Below are 16,709 nucleotides of genomic sequence, written 5' to 3'. Positions count from 1 at the left end.
CTGTGTGGCCATCGCATTCGCGCTGGCTTGCGCCAGCGCGGCCAGAGGTGCAGCCAGAAGGCCGAGCGCGGATGCAAGAAACCAACCGGTGAGTCTGATGCTGGGGCGAATAGTGTTTTGTCCTGAAAACATGAATTTCTCCTGGTGGTGGTGGTGGGTGTAAACATCCCTTGAAGATGGATCGATCACCCTACCGTTGGAGGTCAAGGCGATGGCTCTGAGCGGCGTGGCCTGCTAGCCGCGGATAATCAAGGGAGGTCTCCAGATGCTCCGGCCTGCAAGTCATCGCGTTTTCGAAGAAATTCCTCGCGTTCAATTTTTCCGCTGGCATAGGCTTTTTCCAGTATTTCAAGCGCGCTCTTGTCGTTGCCCGCCCTGGACCTCTCGAAAAAAACCTTGATGGCGATAAGCAAAAAGGCGAACGGCAGCAGCCACACCGCCAGCATCACCAACCACCCCCCCATCATCCAGACACCGTGGTCAAATCCGTACATACCTCGCTCCTTCGAAAAGTGCACGCTCATGCATGCGTTGAACACCGCCTCACCGATACACCTCCGGTCCGGGCTTCCCGGGTTGCGTAGCCGCCGCGCGCCGCGTCATTTCATTGGCGACACCCACAAGCTTGCTCCTGACGTCCTGCCCCATCATGGCCGTCCCGATCAAGGGCGGTATCCAGAAACCCGGAACAATACTGGCCCGGTAAATCAGGAGCGTCGCGTCGCCCCGCGCCTCGATGCGCCACTCGCCAGACTTGCTTTTCAGCGCACCGCTGACAGCGGAAAAACGTATGGCCTCAAGCGGAATTTCCACGATTTGGACGACAACTTCGATCGGCAAGGTCAGCCACAGAAATCCGGACTGTCCCGTCTGCTGGAGCAACAGCGACGCACCTGGCTCGCTCACGATGCGACTGGTTAGCAGGCCCGGGACGAAACGCGCAAGATTGTCATAGTCGGTCAGAACCTGCCAGGCGATGTGATGATGCACGTCAACCCGCAGCATGGCATCAATGTGGATCGTGTCCGCGTCGCGCGCTATCCTGATATCGCGCTCGGCCTGAGCGTCGGCGCTGAACCACAGCAGGCACAGTGCCAGCAGAGACATGCCCGCCGCCGCCACTGCGCGCGCCGCGCCGCCTGGATGCCGCCGTGTGAAAGTCCAAACGTAGTCCATGGTGAACGCAGCACTCAGTCTGTGGTTGGACCTTGCCACCTGCGGGGGAAGAACCTTGGCGTGCGCCGGGCATAGCGCTCAAAGACATCGCCAAACTGCGCACGCATCTCAGCCTCTTCAGTGAGGGCCAGCCGCGCGTACATCACCATCAAGATGGGAAACATGACCAGGGTCAGCAGCGTCGGCCACTGCAGCAGGAAGCCAAACAGAATGAGCACAAAGGCCACATACTGGGGATGGCGAATCCGCGCGTAAAGCCCCGTGGTGGCCAGCGTATCGGCGCGTTGCGCCTGATACAAAACACGCCAGGCGCTGGACAACAGGTAAAAACCGAAGCCCAGGAAAACATAGCTCGCGATGTGCAAGGGTCCAAAGTGGGCGTCTCCCTGCTCGCCCAGCAGCGTTGACCACAAGTGACCGGCGTTGTGGGAAAACAGGTCAGTGTCCGGGAAGCGTGTCTGCAGCCAGCCGGCCATCACATAGATGGTGAGCGGAAAGCCATACATCTCGACAAAGAGCGCAACGATAAACGCAGCAAATGCGCCAAAGGTCCGCCAGTCCCTGGCGGTCTGGGGCTTGAAGAAGCTGAAGGCGAACATCAGGAAAATCGCCGAATTGAGGAGGACAAGCGTCCAGAGTCCGTAGGCCGGGGCATCGTGGCTCATGCTTGTTCTCCGGTCCCGGATGCCGGCGGAGCCGCCGACGTGTTCGGACTTTTGTCGCTCCCGTGGTGGCCCGCATGAGCGCCGCCATCGCGTCCATGCCCGCGATGCATGAACACGTGCATCAACGGGCAAGCAAGAATCAGCAAAAACGGCAGCGCGCCGAAGAAGTGAGCGCGGTGCTCGGTGAGCAGGAAATACGCCGCAATGGCGCCGAATACGAGCAGGCCCAGGCCGTAGCGGGAGCGCCAGAACGGCGTGCTGCCCATGGGGCAGGGCTGAGAGTTGTGCTTGTCGTCCATGGAAATCTCCAGAAAAAAATGGGCGCGACGCCAGCTCGGCGAACCGGCGTCATCAACCCTTCACACGAAAGTTGATCATCATCCCGGCGTCTTCATGTTCCAGGTTGTGGCAATGGAACACATAGGTCTGGTCGCCGGGGTAATCGTGGGCGAAGTCGATCGCCACCCGCACCGTTTCACCGGGCCAGACCAGCACGGTGTCTTTCCAGCCGAGGTCGCTAACGGTGCGGCCCTGGCCGAAGCGCGCCGAGGCCGCGACCTGGGGCGGACTGCCAATGCGTTCGAGCACCTGGAATGAAAAACCATGGATGTGCATCGGGTGCGGCATGCCCAGCGTGTGATTGCTGATGTTCCAGATTTCCACCGCCCCGCGTTTGACGTCGAACGCGATCTCGTCCATGCGGAAGCTGCGTCCGTTGATGAGGAAACGCATCTGTCCCATCGACAGCTCGATCTTGCGCTGCGCGGCGCCGGAGGTAGCAATCGGCTTGACCTGGGACAGCGTGGCCGGCAGTTGGGCGACAACACGCTCGCCGGCAGTGACCGACAGTTTCAAGATGTTGAACTCCAGGCCCAGCGGCAACCTTGAGGAGGACATGCTGGCCATCATCCGGCCCATGCCCATGCCGCTCATACCCGGCATGCCGCCCGAGCCGGCAGTTGGCCCTTCGTTTTCCATCGCATCAAACGCCAGGCTCCTGAGGAAGATGTCCTCACCGGGCTGGGCCTGGCCCGCGTCGAACAGCACGTCAAGACGCTCGCCCGGCGAGAGAAAAGCTTCGCTCACGGTTTCCGGACGTTCGATCAGGCCTCCGTCGGTGCCGATGACGGTGAAGTCCAGCGCCTTGTTTCCTTTGACGAAGGCGAGCCGGTAAATGCGCGCATTCGACCCGTTGAGTAGCTGCAGGCGGTAGGTGCGCGGTGTGACGGCCTGTACCGCATTGGGTGTCAGGTTGGCGAGCACGATGTCGCCCAGCCAGCCCATCATGGCTTCATGGGCACCAGGCTTGTACAACAGCTTGCCCTGCGCGTCGAACTGCTTGTCCTGGATGACCAGGGGCAAGTCGGTGACGCCGAGTTGCAAGTCAAGCGACTTGCTCAGCCGGCGCTGGTCGTCGTCGTCCACCAGGAAGAAACTCGCCAAGCCGTTGTAGGCCTGCTCGGCGGTCAACTCGTGCGCGTGGGTGTGGTACCAGTAGGTGCCGCCGCGGTTGTTCACCTTGAAGTCATACGCATAGCGCCCGCCCGGACCGATGGTGCTGGCCGGGTGGCCGTCCATGGCAGCGGGTGTGTGCAGCCCGTGCCAGTGGATGATCGTCGGCTCCTGGAGCGCGTTGTCCAGGCTGGCCGTGAAGCGTGCGCCGCTTTCAATGCGCAAAATAGGGTTCTGGTAGGTCTTGCCCGCCTGCTCGGTCTGGTACAGCAAGAAGGGGGATTCGCGACCGGGCAGCAACGGGAAGCTCGCCGCCGTAGCACGGATTTTCAGGGGACCGGCGACATCGAGTACCCCAAACGGCCCGCTGCCGACAGGAATGAACAGCTTCTGCTGAAAATTATCTGCGGCTACCGGATCGAAGGGATAGTGGCGAAACGGCCCCCCAGCCAGCGCCTCGGAACGGGGCGATCCGTAATACATCCAGGCGGCGCCCCCGGCGGCGGCCACGGCTGCCACACCAGCGAACTGGAACAACTGTCTTCTCTTCAACATATAGCCTACCTTTACAAGTTTCAACTATCTCGCCAGCGCTAGAGTCGGCAATCAACGCGTTATTCGATTGAGCAACCAGGCAAAAAATGCCCCTGCCAATAGCGCCCAGGTGCTCAGTACGAGCAGCGCCGTCAAGAAGCCCTGCCACCCGAATGGCCGGGGCTGAACCATGCTGTTGAAGTTCATGCCATGGAAGAGGTTATTCATGAAGCCCAAAAAGGGCCCTGGGGCGATAGCCCAGAACAACGCACACAGGGCATAGAACACCCCGACGGTGACCGCCAGAGCAATACCTGTACGAAACGATGTCATGACCACACTCCTTATTTCGCCGGTGTGGCGGGCAGACGATCCATCATCATTTTCATCATGCTCTGCATCATCTCCATGCGCTTTTCCATCATCTGCTGGCGTGCGCTCATGTCGCCAGCCATACCCGGCATGCTTTTCATATCACCCATACCAGCGCCGGACATGCTGCCCATCATGGCCATGCCATCCTGCATGGTTTTCATGTGCTCGGCCATCAGCTTGCTGCGCTCTTCCGGGGTTTTGGCGCTCATCATCTTTTCGTGCATGCCCTGCATGGTCTTCATCTGCGCGTCCATCTTGGCCATATGGTCGGGTGGGGCCATGCTGCCCGCAGTTGCCGAGCCCATGGGCATCGCTGGAGCGGTATTGCAGGCAGCTAACGTGAGAGTGGCGGCAAAAGCGATGGCAAGGGAAATTGAACGGAGATGGGTCATGACAGACTCCTGGTTAGTTGACGGAAGGGGAATACGGTGTGTATGCGCGCACGCACAGGTAACGGTGTGATGTCCGACCTTGCCCGCCATACCGCGAGGACCAAGAGCCGAAATAGGCGGGAAAATGTGTGAGCGGCGAAGATCACAGAGCGCGAGGCTCTGGAACACGCGGCAGCAGACGGCTAGAGTGCTAGTCGCGAGTAGCGAACCCGAAGGGGTCGCTCAGATGTCGTGGGCCGCATTTCGTCGATTCGACTAAACGGGAGAACGACAGGAACAGTTTCGGTCCAGAGAACCGCGACCAAGGTCGCCGGAGCAAGATCGACCGGGATAGACGGCAATTTCTGCGTGGGCACGGAATACTCGCCATCGGCGCACGCTTTGAGGCACGGTGCCTTGGAAGCATGGGAGTCATCTCCGTGGTCTGTAATGGCTCCAGCATGACCAGGTGATATGGCGGGTGCATGCGTTGCATCGGACAATCCGGCCGCTGCTACATCGAGATGAGTTCCGCGAGTCTCGAGAAGACAAGCATTGGCGACTCCTGAAGCCAAGGCAAACACCCAAACCAGCAGCGCCACGAATGCGATGCTGCGTTTTGAGCGGATGTTGGAAAAGAGCTTCATGCTGGTACAGATTTATGCTTTTAATGCTATCTCGCCAACGCGATAGCTGATTGACATACATCAAGTGGAACTTAAGTCAGATCACAAAACCGGTCAGTCTGCCGCCTGCATTGACAAGGAAGAGGAGCCATTTGCTCGATCACCTTGACGATAATATGGGCTCTGATCTAAGAATTGGAGATCTTTTCCTGAACCTCTTATCTGCCTCCATCATGTCCACGGTGTTTTCTCTTGCCGCAGCACTTGCCGTCGGCATTTTGATTGGCCTCGAACGCGGTTGGCATGAACGCGAGGGCGCTGATGGGAGCCGGGTCGCGGGATTGCGGACGTTTGCATTATTCGGTTTGTTGGGCGGCGTGCTCGGCGTCCTAAGCCAGACACTGGGACCTTGGCCACTAGCCGCAGGGCTCGCCGGCTTGTCCTTCCTCGCCACAGTGTCTTATCGGGAAAGTGTGCGTGCCCATGGCAGCCTGAGTGCAACTACCGCTGTTGCTGCACTGCTGACGTTCGCCCTGGGCGCACTGGCGGGCATCGGCCATGCGGCTATCGCTATCGGCGCATCTGTCGTCGTCGCAATGTTGCTGGACCTCAAACCCACCTTGCATCGCTGGCTGCGGCTGGTGGAGCACCGCGAACTCAGCGCTGCGCTGCAGTTGCTAGTTCTGTCGCTGGTAATACTGCCCTTGCTGCCGGATGAAGGCTACGGCCCCTACAAGGCGTTGAATCCTTATCGTCTTTGGTGGGCGGTCGTCCTTATCGCCGGCCTGTCTCTGTGCGGCCATATCGCAATACGCTTCACGGGGCCCCAGCGGGGCATTTTCTGGACCGGTCTACTGGGAGGGCTCGCCTCTTCAACCGCCGCCTCATTGACGCTCGCCAGACGTGCTCAAGCTGAAACGGGGTTGGCCAATGCCGCGGCAGCTGGTATTTTGGCCGCCTGCGGAATGATGTTCCTGCGCATGACGGTGATCGTCGTATCGCTTCAGCCTGGACTGGGCAGGCCTCTAGGAGTTCCAATGGTCGCTGCAGGTGTCGCGCTACTCGGCCTGGGCGCATTCCAGTGGAAGCGACACTCATCGGTCGACATCGCACCCGAGGGCGACCCTGTCGCGCCGTTCGATCTGAGTACGGCGCTTGGTTTCGGCGCGTTTCTCGCCGTGATGATAGTACTGACTCAGGCCGGCAGAGAATGGCTGGGCAACCCGGGCCTGTATGTGGTGGCGACACTCTCCGGGCTGGCAGACGTGGATGCAATCATGGTCACCGTGCTTCAAATGCAGGCTGCAGGCGGCTTGGCGGTGACCCCCACCGTGACGGCTGTAGGCATCGCAGTAGCGGCCAACATGGTAATGAAGGCGTTGATAGCGGCGGTGATCGGTGGCCGCCTCCTGGGCCGCCGGGTCGCAATCGGCTACGCTGTTTCAATCGCTGTCGGTACGGGGGCTGCAACCATCATGATGCTTGTCTAATAACTCCGTTAGCGCGTTCCAAGTCACCCACATCGCTACACGCTGTCAGGTGCCAAATTTATCAAACTTCCTGCGAAGACGCAGGGTGATGCTTCGCCCAGAAGCTCCGACTTGAACCTATCGGCACTGGGCGGAGGGGCCGTCATGGCAAACTCAAACAAGTCTTCCTCTACCCTGCCCCTGCCAAACCGTCAGATGTCGCGGTGGGTACTCCACTGAGGTCGTCCAGGACAGTCCGCGCGTGTGCAAAAACAGGCTGGAGGCTGCTGCCGCGAAAGGCAAGACCGCTCCAGTTGATATAGGTCAAGCCGGCGCCCACCCTTATAGGCCATGTTAAAGGTAGCAATGGAGCCCGTCATGGACCAGTACAGCGACACCCCATCTTTCTGGAAGACCCCTTCGGTATCGTCGCCACCCTGCTGGCCGTTGCCACAAGCGTCTATCTTTGCATGACCCACAAGGACCATGTCCTGGCGCTGCTGCCTTACGCCTTCTTGGCCGCCTGCCCCCTTTTACACATGTTCATGCAAGGGGGCACGGTCACGGGAGGCATCAACAGCAAGCTGACAAAGGGGAGCAGCATTGACTTCCGTAGCCGCTAAAAGCGCTGAGCTTGCATCCGGACTGGGTGCAATCGTCCTTGGCGCTGGCTTGGCGCTGCTTGCACCCGACGTTTTCCGCGGGCTTGCCGTTCCGCTGCTCGTTGTAGGAATTGTGGTGCACGGCGTGGGGATGACGCTGAAGCACCGGCTGGAGCAAGCGCAGCGGCAACCATTGTGGTGGGAGACTGCACTCTTCTGGATTTGTTGGGCTTGCCTCGCCGGAGTGGGAATCTGGCTGCTGGTCCGATCATTGAAGGCCTGAGTTCGATACGCCTTCGGACGGACTGTGCGCAGCGACACTTGGAACCACAAAGGTAGGGCGATATCATGCAGCGGCGATCGACTACGACCAAAACGCGGGACGCGGAACAAAGCTCGTCAAGCGCCGAAAAATGAAAAAAGACTCTCACCTGGATCCCACCCTTGACGCCCGGCGTCGATTGGGTACCCTCCTGTTCACGGTACCCAAGCTGTTGAACCGGCACTTGCAGCCGATACTCGGCTGGCGACGCTTTGTCCTCATTCCGAAACTCTTCGCTCTCGCGGGAACTTACAAGAAGCAATTCTCGAAGCCATGCGACGACGCGCAACTGCGGCGGGTGAAAGACACTTTCCTGCTGGTTGGCGTCCTGTATAACGAACTGGTGAAGGCTCAGGGGGCCGAGCGGGCACTCTCCACCACCCAGTCCTTTCTGCACGACTTGGGATGTGCCGTCCAGCGGAAAGCGTACTTCCCGCATGGGGGAAAGGCACGAACGTGGAATTTCTTCCACGATGCGCACGAAATGCAGATGCGGGAAGGTTTCATCAGTACCAACGAGAACGACGGCATCCAACGCTCGGACTCCCGGGTCACGCTCGACATCGTCCGGTGTCGGTTCCACGAATGTTTCAGGGACATGGGCAATCCGGCGATCACCCTGGCATTCTGCCGTTCAGACGAAACGGTTTTCAACGAATATTCGCCGATCATGCGCTTTCACCGCGGCGACTCTCCAGTCAACACGATTGCGAGAGGCGCGCCACGCTGCACGTTTATCTACGAACGGGTGTCGACCTGAAGTCGACGAACTCGGACTATTTCAGCGCTGCGCTGTCCCAGCGGAAAACTCGCGGAGTTGCCTCGCCGGCGCGCTGGATGCGAAGTTCGACGGCATCCGGCATGCGCACCGGAGCCGCAAATGTCAGCGTCCCTTCGCGGTGGTGACCTCCCGCGCCAGGGCCCTGCCAGGCGACCGGCTGGACCTCGCGGCCGTCCACGACAAGCACTGCGGTTTTCTGAAGGTCGTCCTTGAGATCCTCTGCATGAGTGTCCAGTACCACGGCGAACTCCCATATTGCACCAGAGAACGTCTTGGGCGTCACCTTGACAGTCACGCCACGCTCAATCGTGGTCTGTGTGGGGGCAGCGCTGACTTGCGCAGCTGCTGGCAGATACCAGCCTGCTGTCATGACGACAGCAGCGGATGCGAGGAGTAGATTGAGGCGAATAGATTTCATGGCGTTTCACTATGAGAATAGAAAAGTAAGAATGAGCACGATCTCCGCTGGAGAACTCTCAATGGCCACAACAGCAGCCGCTGGCTGCGGGACGTACGCGCGCACAGCCGTTGTCTATCGGCGGTGCATGGGGCGCGCCAGCTGCGCGCGCGGAATAGCCGGCGGTTGCCAGTGCACCCAGCAACGCTTTCACCTGCTCGGTTACTTGCCCACCACGAACTGTGGCTATGCCGGTTTCCAGCCCGACATCAACCGTCTCCACACCCGGGACAGCACTCAAAGCGCGACTGACCGCGTTGACACACGACCCGCATGTCATACCATCCACTTTCAGTTCAACTGCTTCCATGGTGTTTGCTCCAAGCTTTTTAGAATGGGTTCAGACTACGACAGCCAGCGTGAGTCTGACTTGCGGTAAGTCAATTGGCCGTCGCGGCAGACAGGCTTACAGGTAGCAGGTGCTCCCTAGCGGCAAAGTCAGCGACCATGGTCGCGCCGCACCGCTCCAATACCCGCGACCACAATGCCGACAATCCCGCTGATGACCATCGCTTCGCCAAGCAGGTGATGCCAGTCGCGCATCGGCCTCAGCAACAACAGCGAGCCACTGATGACGAGGGCCGCGTAGGCAATGACCCTGGCGAGCCGCTCGATATTGCGGCTGGCACGCGCGCCCAGAGCTTCCAACCCCGGCAGCCGGCCCAGGTCGCCTTCAGCAAAGCGCCGCAGCACCCGCCGCGTGTCGCCCGGCGCATCAATGACGAGGCGCTCCACGTCGCGTGCAAGCTGGGTTGACTTGTCCGTGATTCTTTGCGCGGCGAAGTGTTGTTCTCTCAGGCGGGCAATCTGGCCGCGAAACGAAGCCATGTAGTCGTGCTGCGGGTCGAGACGCCCAATCATCGACTCCAGAATAACAAAAGCCCGGGTCAGCAAAACAAACTCAGCCGGGTTGTCCACGCCATTGCGGCTTCCGGCATTAAGCAGCGAATCCAAGGCTTTGCCAATGGAAACACGCGCTATGTTGGTCTGGCGGATCTCGTAGAGCGCGGCTTTCATGTCAGCTAGCAAACCCTCGCGGTTGATGTCTTCTCCAGACGATGCCATTTCGAGATACGCCTCTGTGGCGGCTCGTGCATTGCCTTTAACGACCGCGTCAAGCAGCAGCACCAGAGACTCGCGCATCGGCTCGTCGAACTCTCCCGTATTGCCGAAATCGAGCATTGAGAGCCGACCATCGGGCAGAACAAAGACATTCCCAGGATGGGGGTCGGCGTGAAATACGCCTTCCTCGAAGATCGACTGCAACATCACCCTGACTAAGGTGTCCATCAACTGCGGCATTGCTTCGGGGTGCCGCTTTGCGTATTTATCGATTCGCTCACCGGTTGAAAAATCCATCGTAAGCACAACGTCACTTGACAACGCTGTAATCACATCCGGAATCCAGAGGCCATGGAAATCTGTCAGCGCAGTGCGGAAAAGCATGATGGAACGCGCTTCCCGGTTGAAGTCGATCTCCCGCTTCAAACTGCTGCTGAACTCGCTAACCACGCGATGCAGATCGAGCGCGCGCAGGCGTGGCAAGAGCTTTTCACCTACGGTGACCAGGGTGTGAAGTGCCGCGATGTCGGTGGAGATAATGGGCGCAAGGCCGGACCGTTGCACCTTCACCGCCACCCGACGTCCGTCCTGCGTAGTCGCGTCATGCACCTGGCCAATGGTGGCTGCAGCCAATGGCGTCTGGTCAAACGACGCAAACAACGCCGTCAACGAGTTGCCTAATGTCTGTTCGACAGTTGGTTTCACCACGTCAAAACTCATCGGAGGCAAGTTGTCGTGCAGCAGTTCCAGTTCGTCGATGTAGGCAGCCGGCAGCAAATCGTGCCGCATCGCGAGTACCTGCCCAAACTTGAGGAAGACCAACCCCAGTTCTTCAAAAGCTTCCCTCACCTGCGTTGGCGTCGGCCAATGCCGCCTGCCGAACAACGCCCCCAGGACCTTGTGGCGGGCTAGCACACCCAAAATTTGGAATAGTCGCGGCAACGCCCGCACCGCATTGTGGTTGTTTCGTTTGGTCGTTTCAGCCATGGCTCAATCTCGATGCTGGCGAATCGCGGAGTTGATCAGCGACGGCCCGCAGGCATCCGGGATGACCAGCTTGAGCTTGAAGTTCTCGAGCGCCGCCGAATTGAAGGCATCTTCTCTTCAACACGCGGCGCTCCCATGCGTCACGATCCCAGCCGCCACGACCACGACTTCGCCCTCGGCAAAGAGCTGCCACGATCGGTCGTCGAGCGGCACGCTGGCAATCGAGGTCACGGCCTGCATGCCCGGCTCGCCCGGCACGCCGTGAGCAGGCAGGAACTGTTCCATCGTGATGCGCGACTGTGCCAGGCGGAACAAACCATCGCGCTTCATACCGGTAACTTTCAGAATTTCAGTGTCCATGATGAATTTCTTTCTGTGATGGGTGCGTAAATAAGCTGCTCGTTCTATTCCGCGAACAGGTAACGTGCAGAGTGCATCTTTTTGAATGCAGCATCTGCGCGCTTCGGCACTGAACGCGATATCGACGTTGAAAGGTCGGGAGTCGGGTAAATCTTGGCGGATATATGCCCAGCGAGCCGTCCTCCAGCCCCGCCTCGAACCACTTAAAATCCACCAGAACCTCGCAGAGCTTGCGGCCAAGCCGTGCCGCCAGCCTGTGGACTCCCGTTACGCGCAGGACGCAGTGCCACAATGCGGCGCGTGAAAATCGCGTCTATTTACAGCCTCGTTAGGCGAATTGCGAAATCCCTGTGGCATTCGACAATCCACTACCTCCTATGTAAAGCGCTCGCTGGAACTGCCAAGAAGTACTCCTCAGCAGTTCCAACCAATCGACTACTTAGCTGCTTGAATATCGGTCACCATCATGGCCCCACCAGACTTTTCTGCCTTAAAGCGGATTTTGTCGCCCGTTTTGACTTTGGCCAGCAGTTCAGCATCCTTGACCTGAAACACCATGGTCATGCCAGGCATATCCAGGTTTTTTATCTCTTCGTGCTTGATAGTGATCTTGCTATTGGCAAGATCAACCTTGCGAACTTCACCGCTAGTCATTTCAGCATTTATAGCTGCCTTGTTTGCTGGTGAAACAGGGGCCATCACCCCTGTAGGTTGTGTAGTTGCAAGTCCGATTTTTCCACTGTCGGGTGAGGAAGCCAGCTGGATCATTGTTACCACAATCGCGCCGCCCGCTTTCTCTGCACTGAAGCGCACACTGTCGCCAACCTTGATGTTGTTCAGCATTGCAACGTCCTTGACTTGAAACACCATCGTCATTCCTGGCATGTCGAGGTTCCTGATCTCCCCATGCTTTATCGTGACTTTACTGTTCGGTAGGTCAATCTTTCTGATTTCGCCGGCGGCCATATCGGGTGAATTCGCCGGCACCGCGGTCGTTTTTGCAGATGGAGCGCCTGTAGGTGCAACCGTATGGGATGCAGCCTGAGCGATCCCAGTCAGCATGGTGACGAGGATCAGCAGTGTGTTGAAAGTTTTCATGAGTTATTCCTGGAGAGGTTACAAAAATGTTCGGTGAGATTTGCCCAACTGCGTCAAATCAGTGCTTGTGTTCAGCACGAGGTAATTTTTTGGAAATCGTCCCGTCGACCGTTACATTGACTGCGCCTTTCATACCCGCGTCGTAGTGACCGGGCTGCAGACAAGCGAAATCGATTTTTCCTGATTTCGTAAACTGCCAAATGATTTCGCCAGTTTTGCCTGGAGCCACCGAGATCATGTTTTCATCGGCATGTTCCATCTCCGGATTTTTCTTCATTACCTCGTAGTGCTCCTTGAGCTCCTTGGCAGTACCCAGCACCATCTCGTGCTTGACCTTCCCGGAGTTCTGAACGACGAAGCGAATGGTCTCCCCTTGCTTCACAGCAATGTCTGCCGACGTGAAACGCATGTTGTCCGTCATGTCAATTTTGATGGCCCGGCTCACATTGGCTGCCTGTCCGGGTTTGCCGATAGCACTTCCTTCATGACCGTCTGCATGGGTGCCCGAGGCGAAACTTGCTGCCGAGGCAGCGCCGAGGAAGAGGGCCAAAGTGATGGTGCGAAGGCGATAGGTCATAGCGATTCCTGAAAGAGGGGGGAGCTGAATCAGCTCCTGGAACATCGAGGCCCGAATGAATGAATACTCGGGGTCCTAGTGATGCATGCTGCGTCACGGTTTTAATGTACCGACGCAGGCGATACATCACCCTGACCCGCAGATTACAAATATGTAATCTCTCAGCGCGATCGGCCCAGAGAAGTATAGGAATTTCTGAAGATTACAAATCTGTAATCTCCCGAGGAGCACAATTGTTGAGTAGCAAAAGAAGGAACATTGATGCGCATCTTGCTGGTCGAAGACGAACTCAAGCTGGCCGGATACCTGCGCCAGGGTCTCAGTGAAAACGGTTACGTGGTGGACGTCGTGCACAATGGCATCGATGGGAGGCATCTCGCACTCAGCGGCGAATATGACCTTATTCTTCTGGACGTGATGCTTCCTGGCATCGATGGATTTGATGTGCTCGAGGCTATCCGAAAAAGTAAGCCAGTACCTGTGCTAATTCTCACCGCTCGAGATCAAGTGGAAGATAGAGTGCGAGGCTTGCGTGATGGTGCCGATGACTACCTGGTCAAACCGTTTGCATTTTCCGAGTTGCTCGCCCGCATCCTGGCGCTGCTGCGTCGCCGCGCCGGAAATACGTCGGTAGAGGCCACAGTTTTAGCAGTGGCTGATCTACAGCTTGATCTGGTTAAACGCAAGGCAATGCGCGCCGGCGAGCGGCTTAATCTGACCGCCAAGGAGTTCAATCTGTTGACGCTCTTGCTCCGTCGACAGGGCCAGATCCTTTCCCGGACCACCTTGGCGGAGCAGGTCTGGGATATGAACTTCGACAGCGACACCAACGTAGTGGAAGTCGCTGTGCGGCGCCTTCGCGCCAAGCTCGACGACCCCTTTACTGTCAAGCTATTGCATACGGTTCGCGGCATGGGTTATGTTCTTGAGGCGCGGGACCTGATCTCCAGACTTCCATGAAATCGCTGTTTTTCTCTATCACGGCCACGCTGACGCTGTGGCTTGTAGCCGTCACGGCTGTTACGTTTCTTTCAGCTGGGGTTGTCATTTATTGGGGAGTGGCGTACACGCTGGAGCAAACTGCTCGGGAAGAGCTGATCGGAAAATTAGGCATCGTGCAGCATTTTGTTGACGAAGCGGTGCAGGATGGCAACCTTGAAACCTTGCGTCATCACATCGACGATGTGATGACAGGGCACGGTGAACTGACTGTTTGGCTTCTGAACGAGAAGGATGAGGTCGTTCACGGAGGTCTCGGCTTGCCGGTAGGTCAACTGCGCGAAGGCGACTTTGAAGTGCGGACGGTTTCAGGCAAGAAAGTGGCCTTCACGCGTAAATCCCTGGAGAATACGGGTTCCCTTCAGCTTCGTATGGCTGTTATCGCACTGGACATGGCCCCGCGCGCCAGATTGCTGCGTGCGCTGCTCTATCTGATGTTGACGGCCGGCTCACTTGCCATGCTGCTTACTTTTACGCTGAGCTTGCAGGTAACCCGGCACGGCTTGCGACCTATAGGCCGCCTGTCCAGGCAGGCCGCGACGATCGCACCAAACTCTCTCGCACTGCGCTTGGATATCAGAGGAATCGCTCGAGAGCTGGAAGAATTAGCTCAAGCATTCAACGGCGTCCTTGATCGGCTGGAGTCGGCCTACCAGCAAGTGAGATCATTTAACGCAGATGTGGCGCATGAGTTGCGCACGCCCTTGGCCACTCTAATCAGCGGAACCCAGTTGGCGCTGTCGGCAGATCGGCCGCTGACGCATCTTCGAGCAACTCTTGAATCCAATCTGGAGGAGCTGGAAGGCCTTAAATCGCTAGTGAACGATATGATGTTCCTGGCACACGCCGATCACGGCACTGTTGTTCAGGACCTGGTCGATGCCAACCTGCGACCGGAGGTTCAGAAGGTGTGCGAGTTTTATGACGCGCTCCTTGAGAACTCCAGCCTGAAGGTTGCCATTGAAGGTGAAACAGCCGCGCGCTGCTCGCCCGCTCTGATGCGCAGGGCCATTTCGAACCTGCTGTCCAATGCCATCAAGTTCACAGCATCGGGTGGATCCATCAAGCTGTCATTGACCGAGCAAGGCGGCATTGCTGAGATAGCGGTTGCCAACCCAGGTACATCCATCCCGGTCGAGATGCAGGAAAGGATGTTTGACCGTTTCTACCAGGCAGACCCGGCGCGCGTTCGCTCCGGCGATAGTCATGGCCTGGGTTTAGCTATTGTCAGCGCTATCGCCAAGATGCACGGAGGTCGCGCTTTCTGTGAAAGCGCTGACGGAATGACATGCGTGGGCATTCGTATCCCGCAGTAATCTGGAAGGTTCAGTAGGAAAGTTCGCCGCGCGGAATCAGGCCGGCACGATTGGCCGCTACAGCTTCATTGCGCACCTGGTCGCGAGACTTGCCTGGTCCAGTCGAGGTCGCCGGCATTGGCGCCCCCAAGCGTGCCCAAAAATCCCATCGGGGAGATTTCATGGCGGCTTCGAGCTCTGTCCGCACCTCTGCGCGGGACTTCCCTGGCTTGGCATGATCAGGATGGGACACATAACCCATCTCCGTGTCTGCGGGGTGCATGATTTCTGCTGATACGGCCAATGGTGCGCCAGACAAGACCGCAAAGGCGGCGATAAGCGCAAGTTTTTTAGTAGACATGATGATTTCCTTTCGAGGCACAGACACCGCGCGGGGGACCATCCTTTGCGTCGGCGTGTCGGCATATTCGCCGGCATGTGGTCAATTCTAGAAACAGCACTCCTACACAACTCTGGTCTCCCAATTACATGTTTGTTATTTCGGACTGAGGGCAAAAAAATGCCCCGCACAGGCGGGGCATTTCAGGTTTAGCTGTGGGGTGGGTCCCTACGCAACCGGGACCTCGCGATGGACACCACCCCGTTACCCACAATCAAAAGCTGTGTCGCATGCCCAACTCGTAGCCGGAGGACTTACCACCTGCGGTAATTCCTGGATTGCCGCCCGCGATAGCAAAGGTTGCTCCACCCTTGTTCGAGATGCGAGAGACGGTGCCGTACATCGCCGTGCGTTTGGACAGGTTATGCACGTAGCCCAGAGCCAGCTGGTTTGCATCGCTTGCGTTGTACGCAGCGGTACCGCCAGTCGCGTCCGAGCGAACGTAGGACGCACGGATCTCATGTGCGCCGAGCGGAACGGATACACCGAGCAGGAAACGATTTTCCTTCAGAGTCAACAGTCGGTCGCTGTAGTAGTGGCTCATCAGCTTGGCTACGCCAAAGTTATATGAACCGCCGATACCCGTTGATGTGAACTTTCCACCAGTGAGGTCTACCTTTGTAGAGCCGTAGGAGACGGCGACATCGATAGGACCGTTCGCGTACCCAAGGCGTCCACCAGTGTACGAGCGAGCAAACCGATCCGCTCCAGTCCCCGGTGCAGAAGGATTTACACCTTCATCGAGCCCGACCATCGCTTGGCCGTAAACGCCACCCAAGTTGGGCAAAAAGTAGCTGATTGCATTGTCGGCGCGGAAAAATGTGGCTTGACCGCTATAACGTGCGATGTTCGCAGAGCCGCCGACGCCAATGACGCCGAACGGGTCAAAGACATAGGTGAACGCACCGGACGGGGTGAGGTCGCGACCAAGTCGAATTTCACCCAAGTTGCCCATCAAGCTCACTGTTGAACGGCGGGCGAAGAGTTTGCCATTCCCGTTGTTTGTGGTGCAGGTGTCGGGATTGATATCCGACTCAAGCCAGAAACCTGCCTTCTGGCCGCCGCCCAGGTCTTCCACACCACGGAAACCAAAACGACTAC

At 57.9% G+C, this 16,709-nt stretch carries 20 protein-coding genes; 5 read left to right on the top strand and 15 right to left on the bottom strand.

Features of this window, described 5'->3' with window-relative positions:
- Positions 1–248: 248 nt before the first annotated feature.
- The 7 genes from Q8L50_RS15060 to Q8L50_RS15030 are packed head-to-tail and all read right to left on the bottom strand — an operon-like array spanning position 249 to position 4,594.
- Positions 249–494, bottom strand: coding sequence for a hypothetical protein (locus Q8L50_RS15060; RefSeq protein WP_305349449.1), 246 nt, complete (start codon positions 492–494; stop codon positions 249–251).
- Positions 495–543: 49 nt separating this feature from the next.
- Positions 544–1,176: an SRPBCC family protein gene (locus Q8L50_RS15055; RefSeq protein ID WP_305349448.1), complete on the bottom strand. Its 633-nt coding sequence runs from the start codon at positions 1,174–1,176 to the stop codon at positions 544–546.
- 14 nt (positions 1,177–1,190) lie between these two features.
- On the bottom strand, positions 1,191–1,841 hold the full coding sequence (locus Q8L50_RS15050) for an isoprenylcysteine carboxylmethyltransferase family protein (protein ID WP_305349447.1): 651 nt from the start codon (positions 1,839–1,841) through the stop codon (positions 1,191–1,193).
- Positions 1,838–2,140, bottom strand: a complete 303-nt coding sequence (locus Q8L50_RS15045; RefSeq protein WP_305349446.1) for a DUF2933 domain-containing protein — start codon at positions 2,138–2,140, stop codon at positions 1,838–1,840. The genes Q8L50_RS15050 and Q8L50_RS15045 overlap by 4 nt, the downstream gene beginning before the upstream one ends.
- A gap of 52 nt (positions 2,141–2,192) precedes the next feature.
- Positions 2,193–3,848, bottom strand: coding sequence for a multicopper oxidase family protein (locus Q8L50_RS15040; protein WP_305349445.1), 1,656 nt, complete (start codon positions 3,846–3,848; stop codon positions 2,193–2,195).
- A 51-nt stretch (positions 3,849–3,899) separates the two neighbouring features.
- On the bottom strand, positions 3,900–4,160 hold the full coding sequence (locus tag Q8L50_RS15035) for a DUF5676 family membrane protein (protein ID WP_305349444.1): 261 nt from the start codon (positions 4,158–4,160) through the stop codon (positions 3,900–3,902).
- 11 nt (positions 4,161–4,171) lie between these two features.
- Positions 4,172–4,594 carry a hypothetical protein gene (locus Q8L50_RS15030; protein ID WP_305349443.1) on the bottom strand — a complete coding sequence of 141 codons (423 nt, stop codon included), beginning with the start codon at positions 4,592–4,594 and terminating at the stop codon, positions 4,172–4,174.
- Between the two features lie 676 nt (positions 4,595–5,270).
- On the opposite strand from Q8L50_RS15030, the gene Q8L50_RS15025 reads away from it, so the two are divergent.
- The 3 genes from Q8L50_RS15025 to Q8L50_RS15020 all read left to right on the top strand — a co-directional run bounded on the left by Q8L50_RS15025 (position 5,271) and on the right by Q8L50_RS15020 (position 8,352).
- Positions 5,271–6,689, top strand: a complete 1,419-nt coding sequence (locus Q8L50_RS15025; protein ID WP_370869812.1) for an MgtC/SapB family protein — start codon at positions 5,271–5,273, stop codon at positions 6,687–6,689.
- A gap of 323 nt (positions 6,690–7,012) precedes the next feature.
- Positions 7,013–7,291, top strand: coding sequence for a DUF2933 domain-containing protein (locus Q8L50_RS18955; RefSeq protein WP_370869813.1), 279 nt, complete (start codon positions 7,013–7,015; stop codon positions 7,289–7,291).
- 392 nt (positions 7,292–7,683) lie between these two features.
- Complete coding sequence (locus Q8L50_RS15020) at positions 7,684–8,352, top strand: L-2-amino-thiazoline-4-carboxylic acid hydrolase (protein WP_305349442.1); 669 nt, start codon at positions 7,684–7,686, stop codon at positions 8,350–8,352.
- 16 nt (positions 8,353–8,368) lie between these two features.
- Here Q8L50_RS15020 and Q8L50_RS15015 read toward each other — a convergent pair whose 3' ends face one another.
- The 6 genes from Q8L50_RS15015 to Q8L50_RS14985 form a co-directional block, all read right to left on the bottom strand.
- Positions 8,369–8,791 (bottom strand): hypothetical protein, encoded by a 423-nt coding sequence (locus Q8L50_RS15015; RefSeq protein WP_305349441.1) that lies wholly within the window; start codon positions 8,789–8,791, stop codon positions 8,369–8,371.
- Between the two features lie 58 nt (positions 8,792–8,849).
- Positions 8,850–9,140, bottom strand: coding sequence for a heavy-metal-associated domain-containing protein (locus Q8L50_RS15010; RefSeq protein WP_305349440.1), 291 nt, complete (start codon positions 9,138–9,140; stop codon positions 8,850–8,852).
- A 128-nt stretch (positions 9,141–9,268) separates the two neighbouring features.
- The gene (locus tag Q8L50_RS15005; protein WP_305349439.1) at positions 9,269–10,879 is read right to left on the bottom strand and encodes an AarF/ABC1/UbiB kinase family protein; all 1,611 of its coding nucleotides are present in this window, start codon (positions 10,877–10,879) and stop codon (positions 9,269–9,271) included.
- Positions 10,880–10,996: 117 nt separating this feature from the next.
- Entirely contained in the window at positions 10,997–11,239 is a 243-nt protein-coding gene (locus Q8L50_RS15000) for a hypothetical protein (RefSeq protein ID WP_305349438.1), read from the bottom strand.
- A gap of 435 nt (positions 11,240–11,674) precedes the next feature.
- Positions 11,675–12,337: a copper-binding protein gene (locus Q8L50_RS18950; protein ID WP_370869811.1), complete on the bottom strand. Its 663-nt coding sequence runs from the start codon at positions 12,335–12,337 to the stop codon at positions 11,675–11,677.
- Positions 12,338–12,395: 58 nt separating this feature from the next.
- A complete protein-coding gene (locus Q8L50_RS14985; RefSeq protein ID WP_305349437.1) occupies positions 12,396–12,914 on the bottom strand; it encodes a cupredoxin family protein in 519 nt (172 codons plus the stop codon).
- A 261-nt stretch (positions 12,915–13,175) separates the two neighbouring features.
- Between Q8L50_RS14985 and Q8L50_RS14980 the strand changes: the two genes are divergently transcribed.
- Positions 13,176–13,874, top strand: coding sequence for a heavy metal response regulator transcription factor (locus Q8L50_RS14980; RefSeq protein ID WP_305349436.1), 699 nt, complete (start codon positions 13,176–13,178; stop codon positions 13,872–13,874).
- Positions 13,871–15,229: a heavy metal sensor histidine kinase gene (locus tag Q8L50_RS14975; RefSeq protein WP_305349435.1), complete on the top strand. Its 1,359-nt coding sequence runs from the start codon at positions 13,871–13,873 to the stop codon at positions 15,227–15,229. The genes Q8L50_RS14980 and Q8L50_RS14975 overlap by 4 nt, the downstream gene beginning before the upstream one ends.
- A 10-nt stretch (positions 15,230–15,239) precedes the next feature.
- Here the strand turns inward: Q8L50_RS14975 and Q8L50_RS14970 are convergent, their stop codons facing one another.
- Both Q8L50_RS14970 and Q8L50_RS14965 read right to left on the bottom strand, forming a co-directional pair.
- Positions 15,240–15,569, bottom strand: coding sequence for a DUF4148 domain-containing protein (locus Q8L50_RS14970; protein ID WP_305349434.1), 330 nt, complete (start codon positions 15,567–15,569; stop codon positions 15,240–15,242).
- 253 nt (positions 15,570–15,822) lie between these two features.
- A partial coding sequence (locus Q8L50_RS14965) for a porin (RefSeq protein ID WP_305349433.1) occupies positions 15,823–16,709 on the bottom strand: 887 nt, incomplete at its 5' end.

The organism is Polaromonas sp. (assembly GCF_030680935.1).
Lineage (GTDB): Bacteria > Pseudomonadota > Gammaproteobacteria > Burkholderiales > Burkholderiaceae_C > Polaromonas.
Note: the sequence above shows the minus strand (reverse complement) of the source record. Positions and strands in the feature narration are given on the sequence as shown.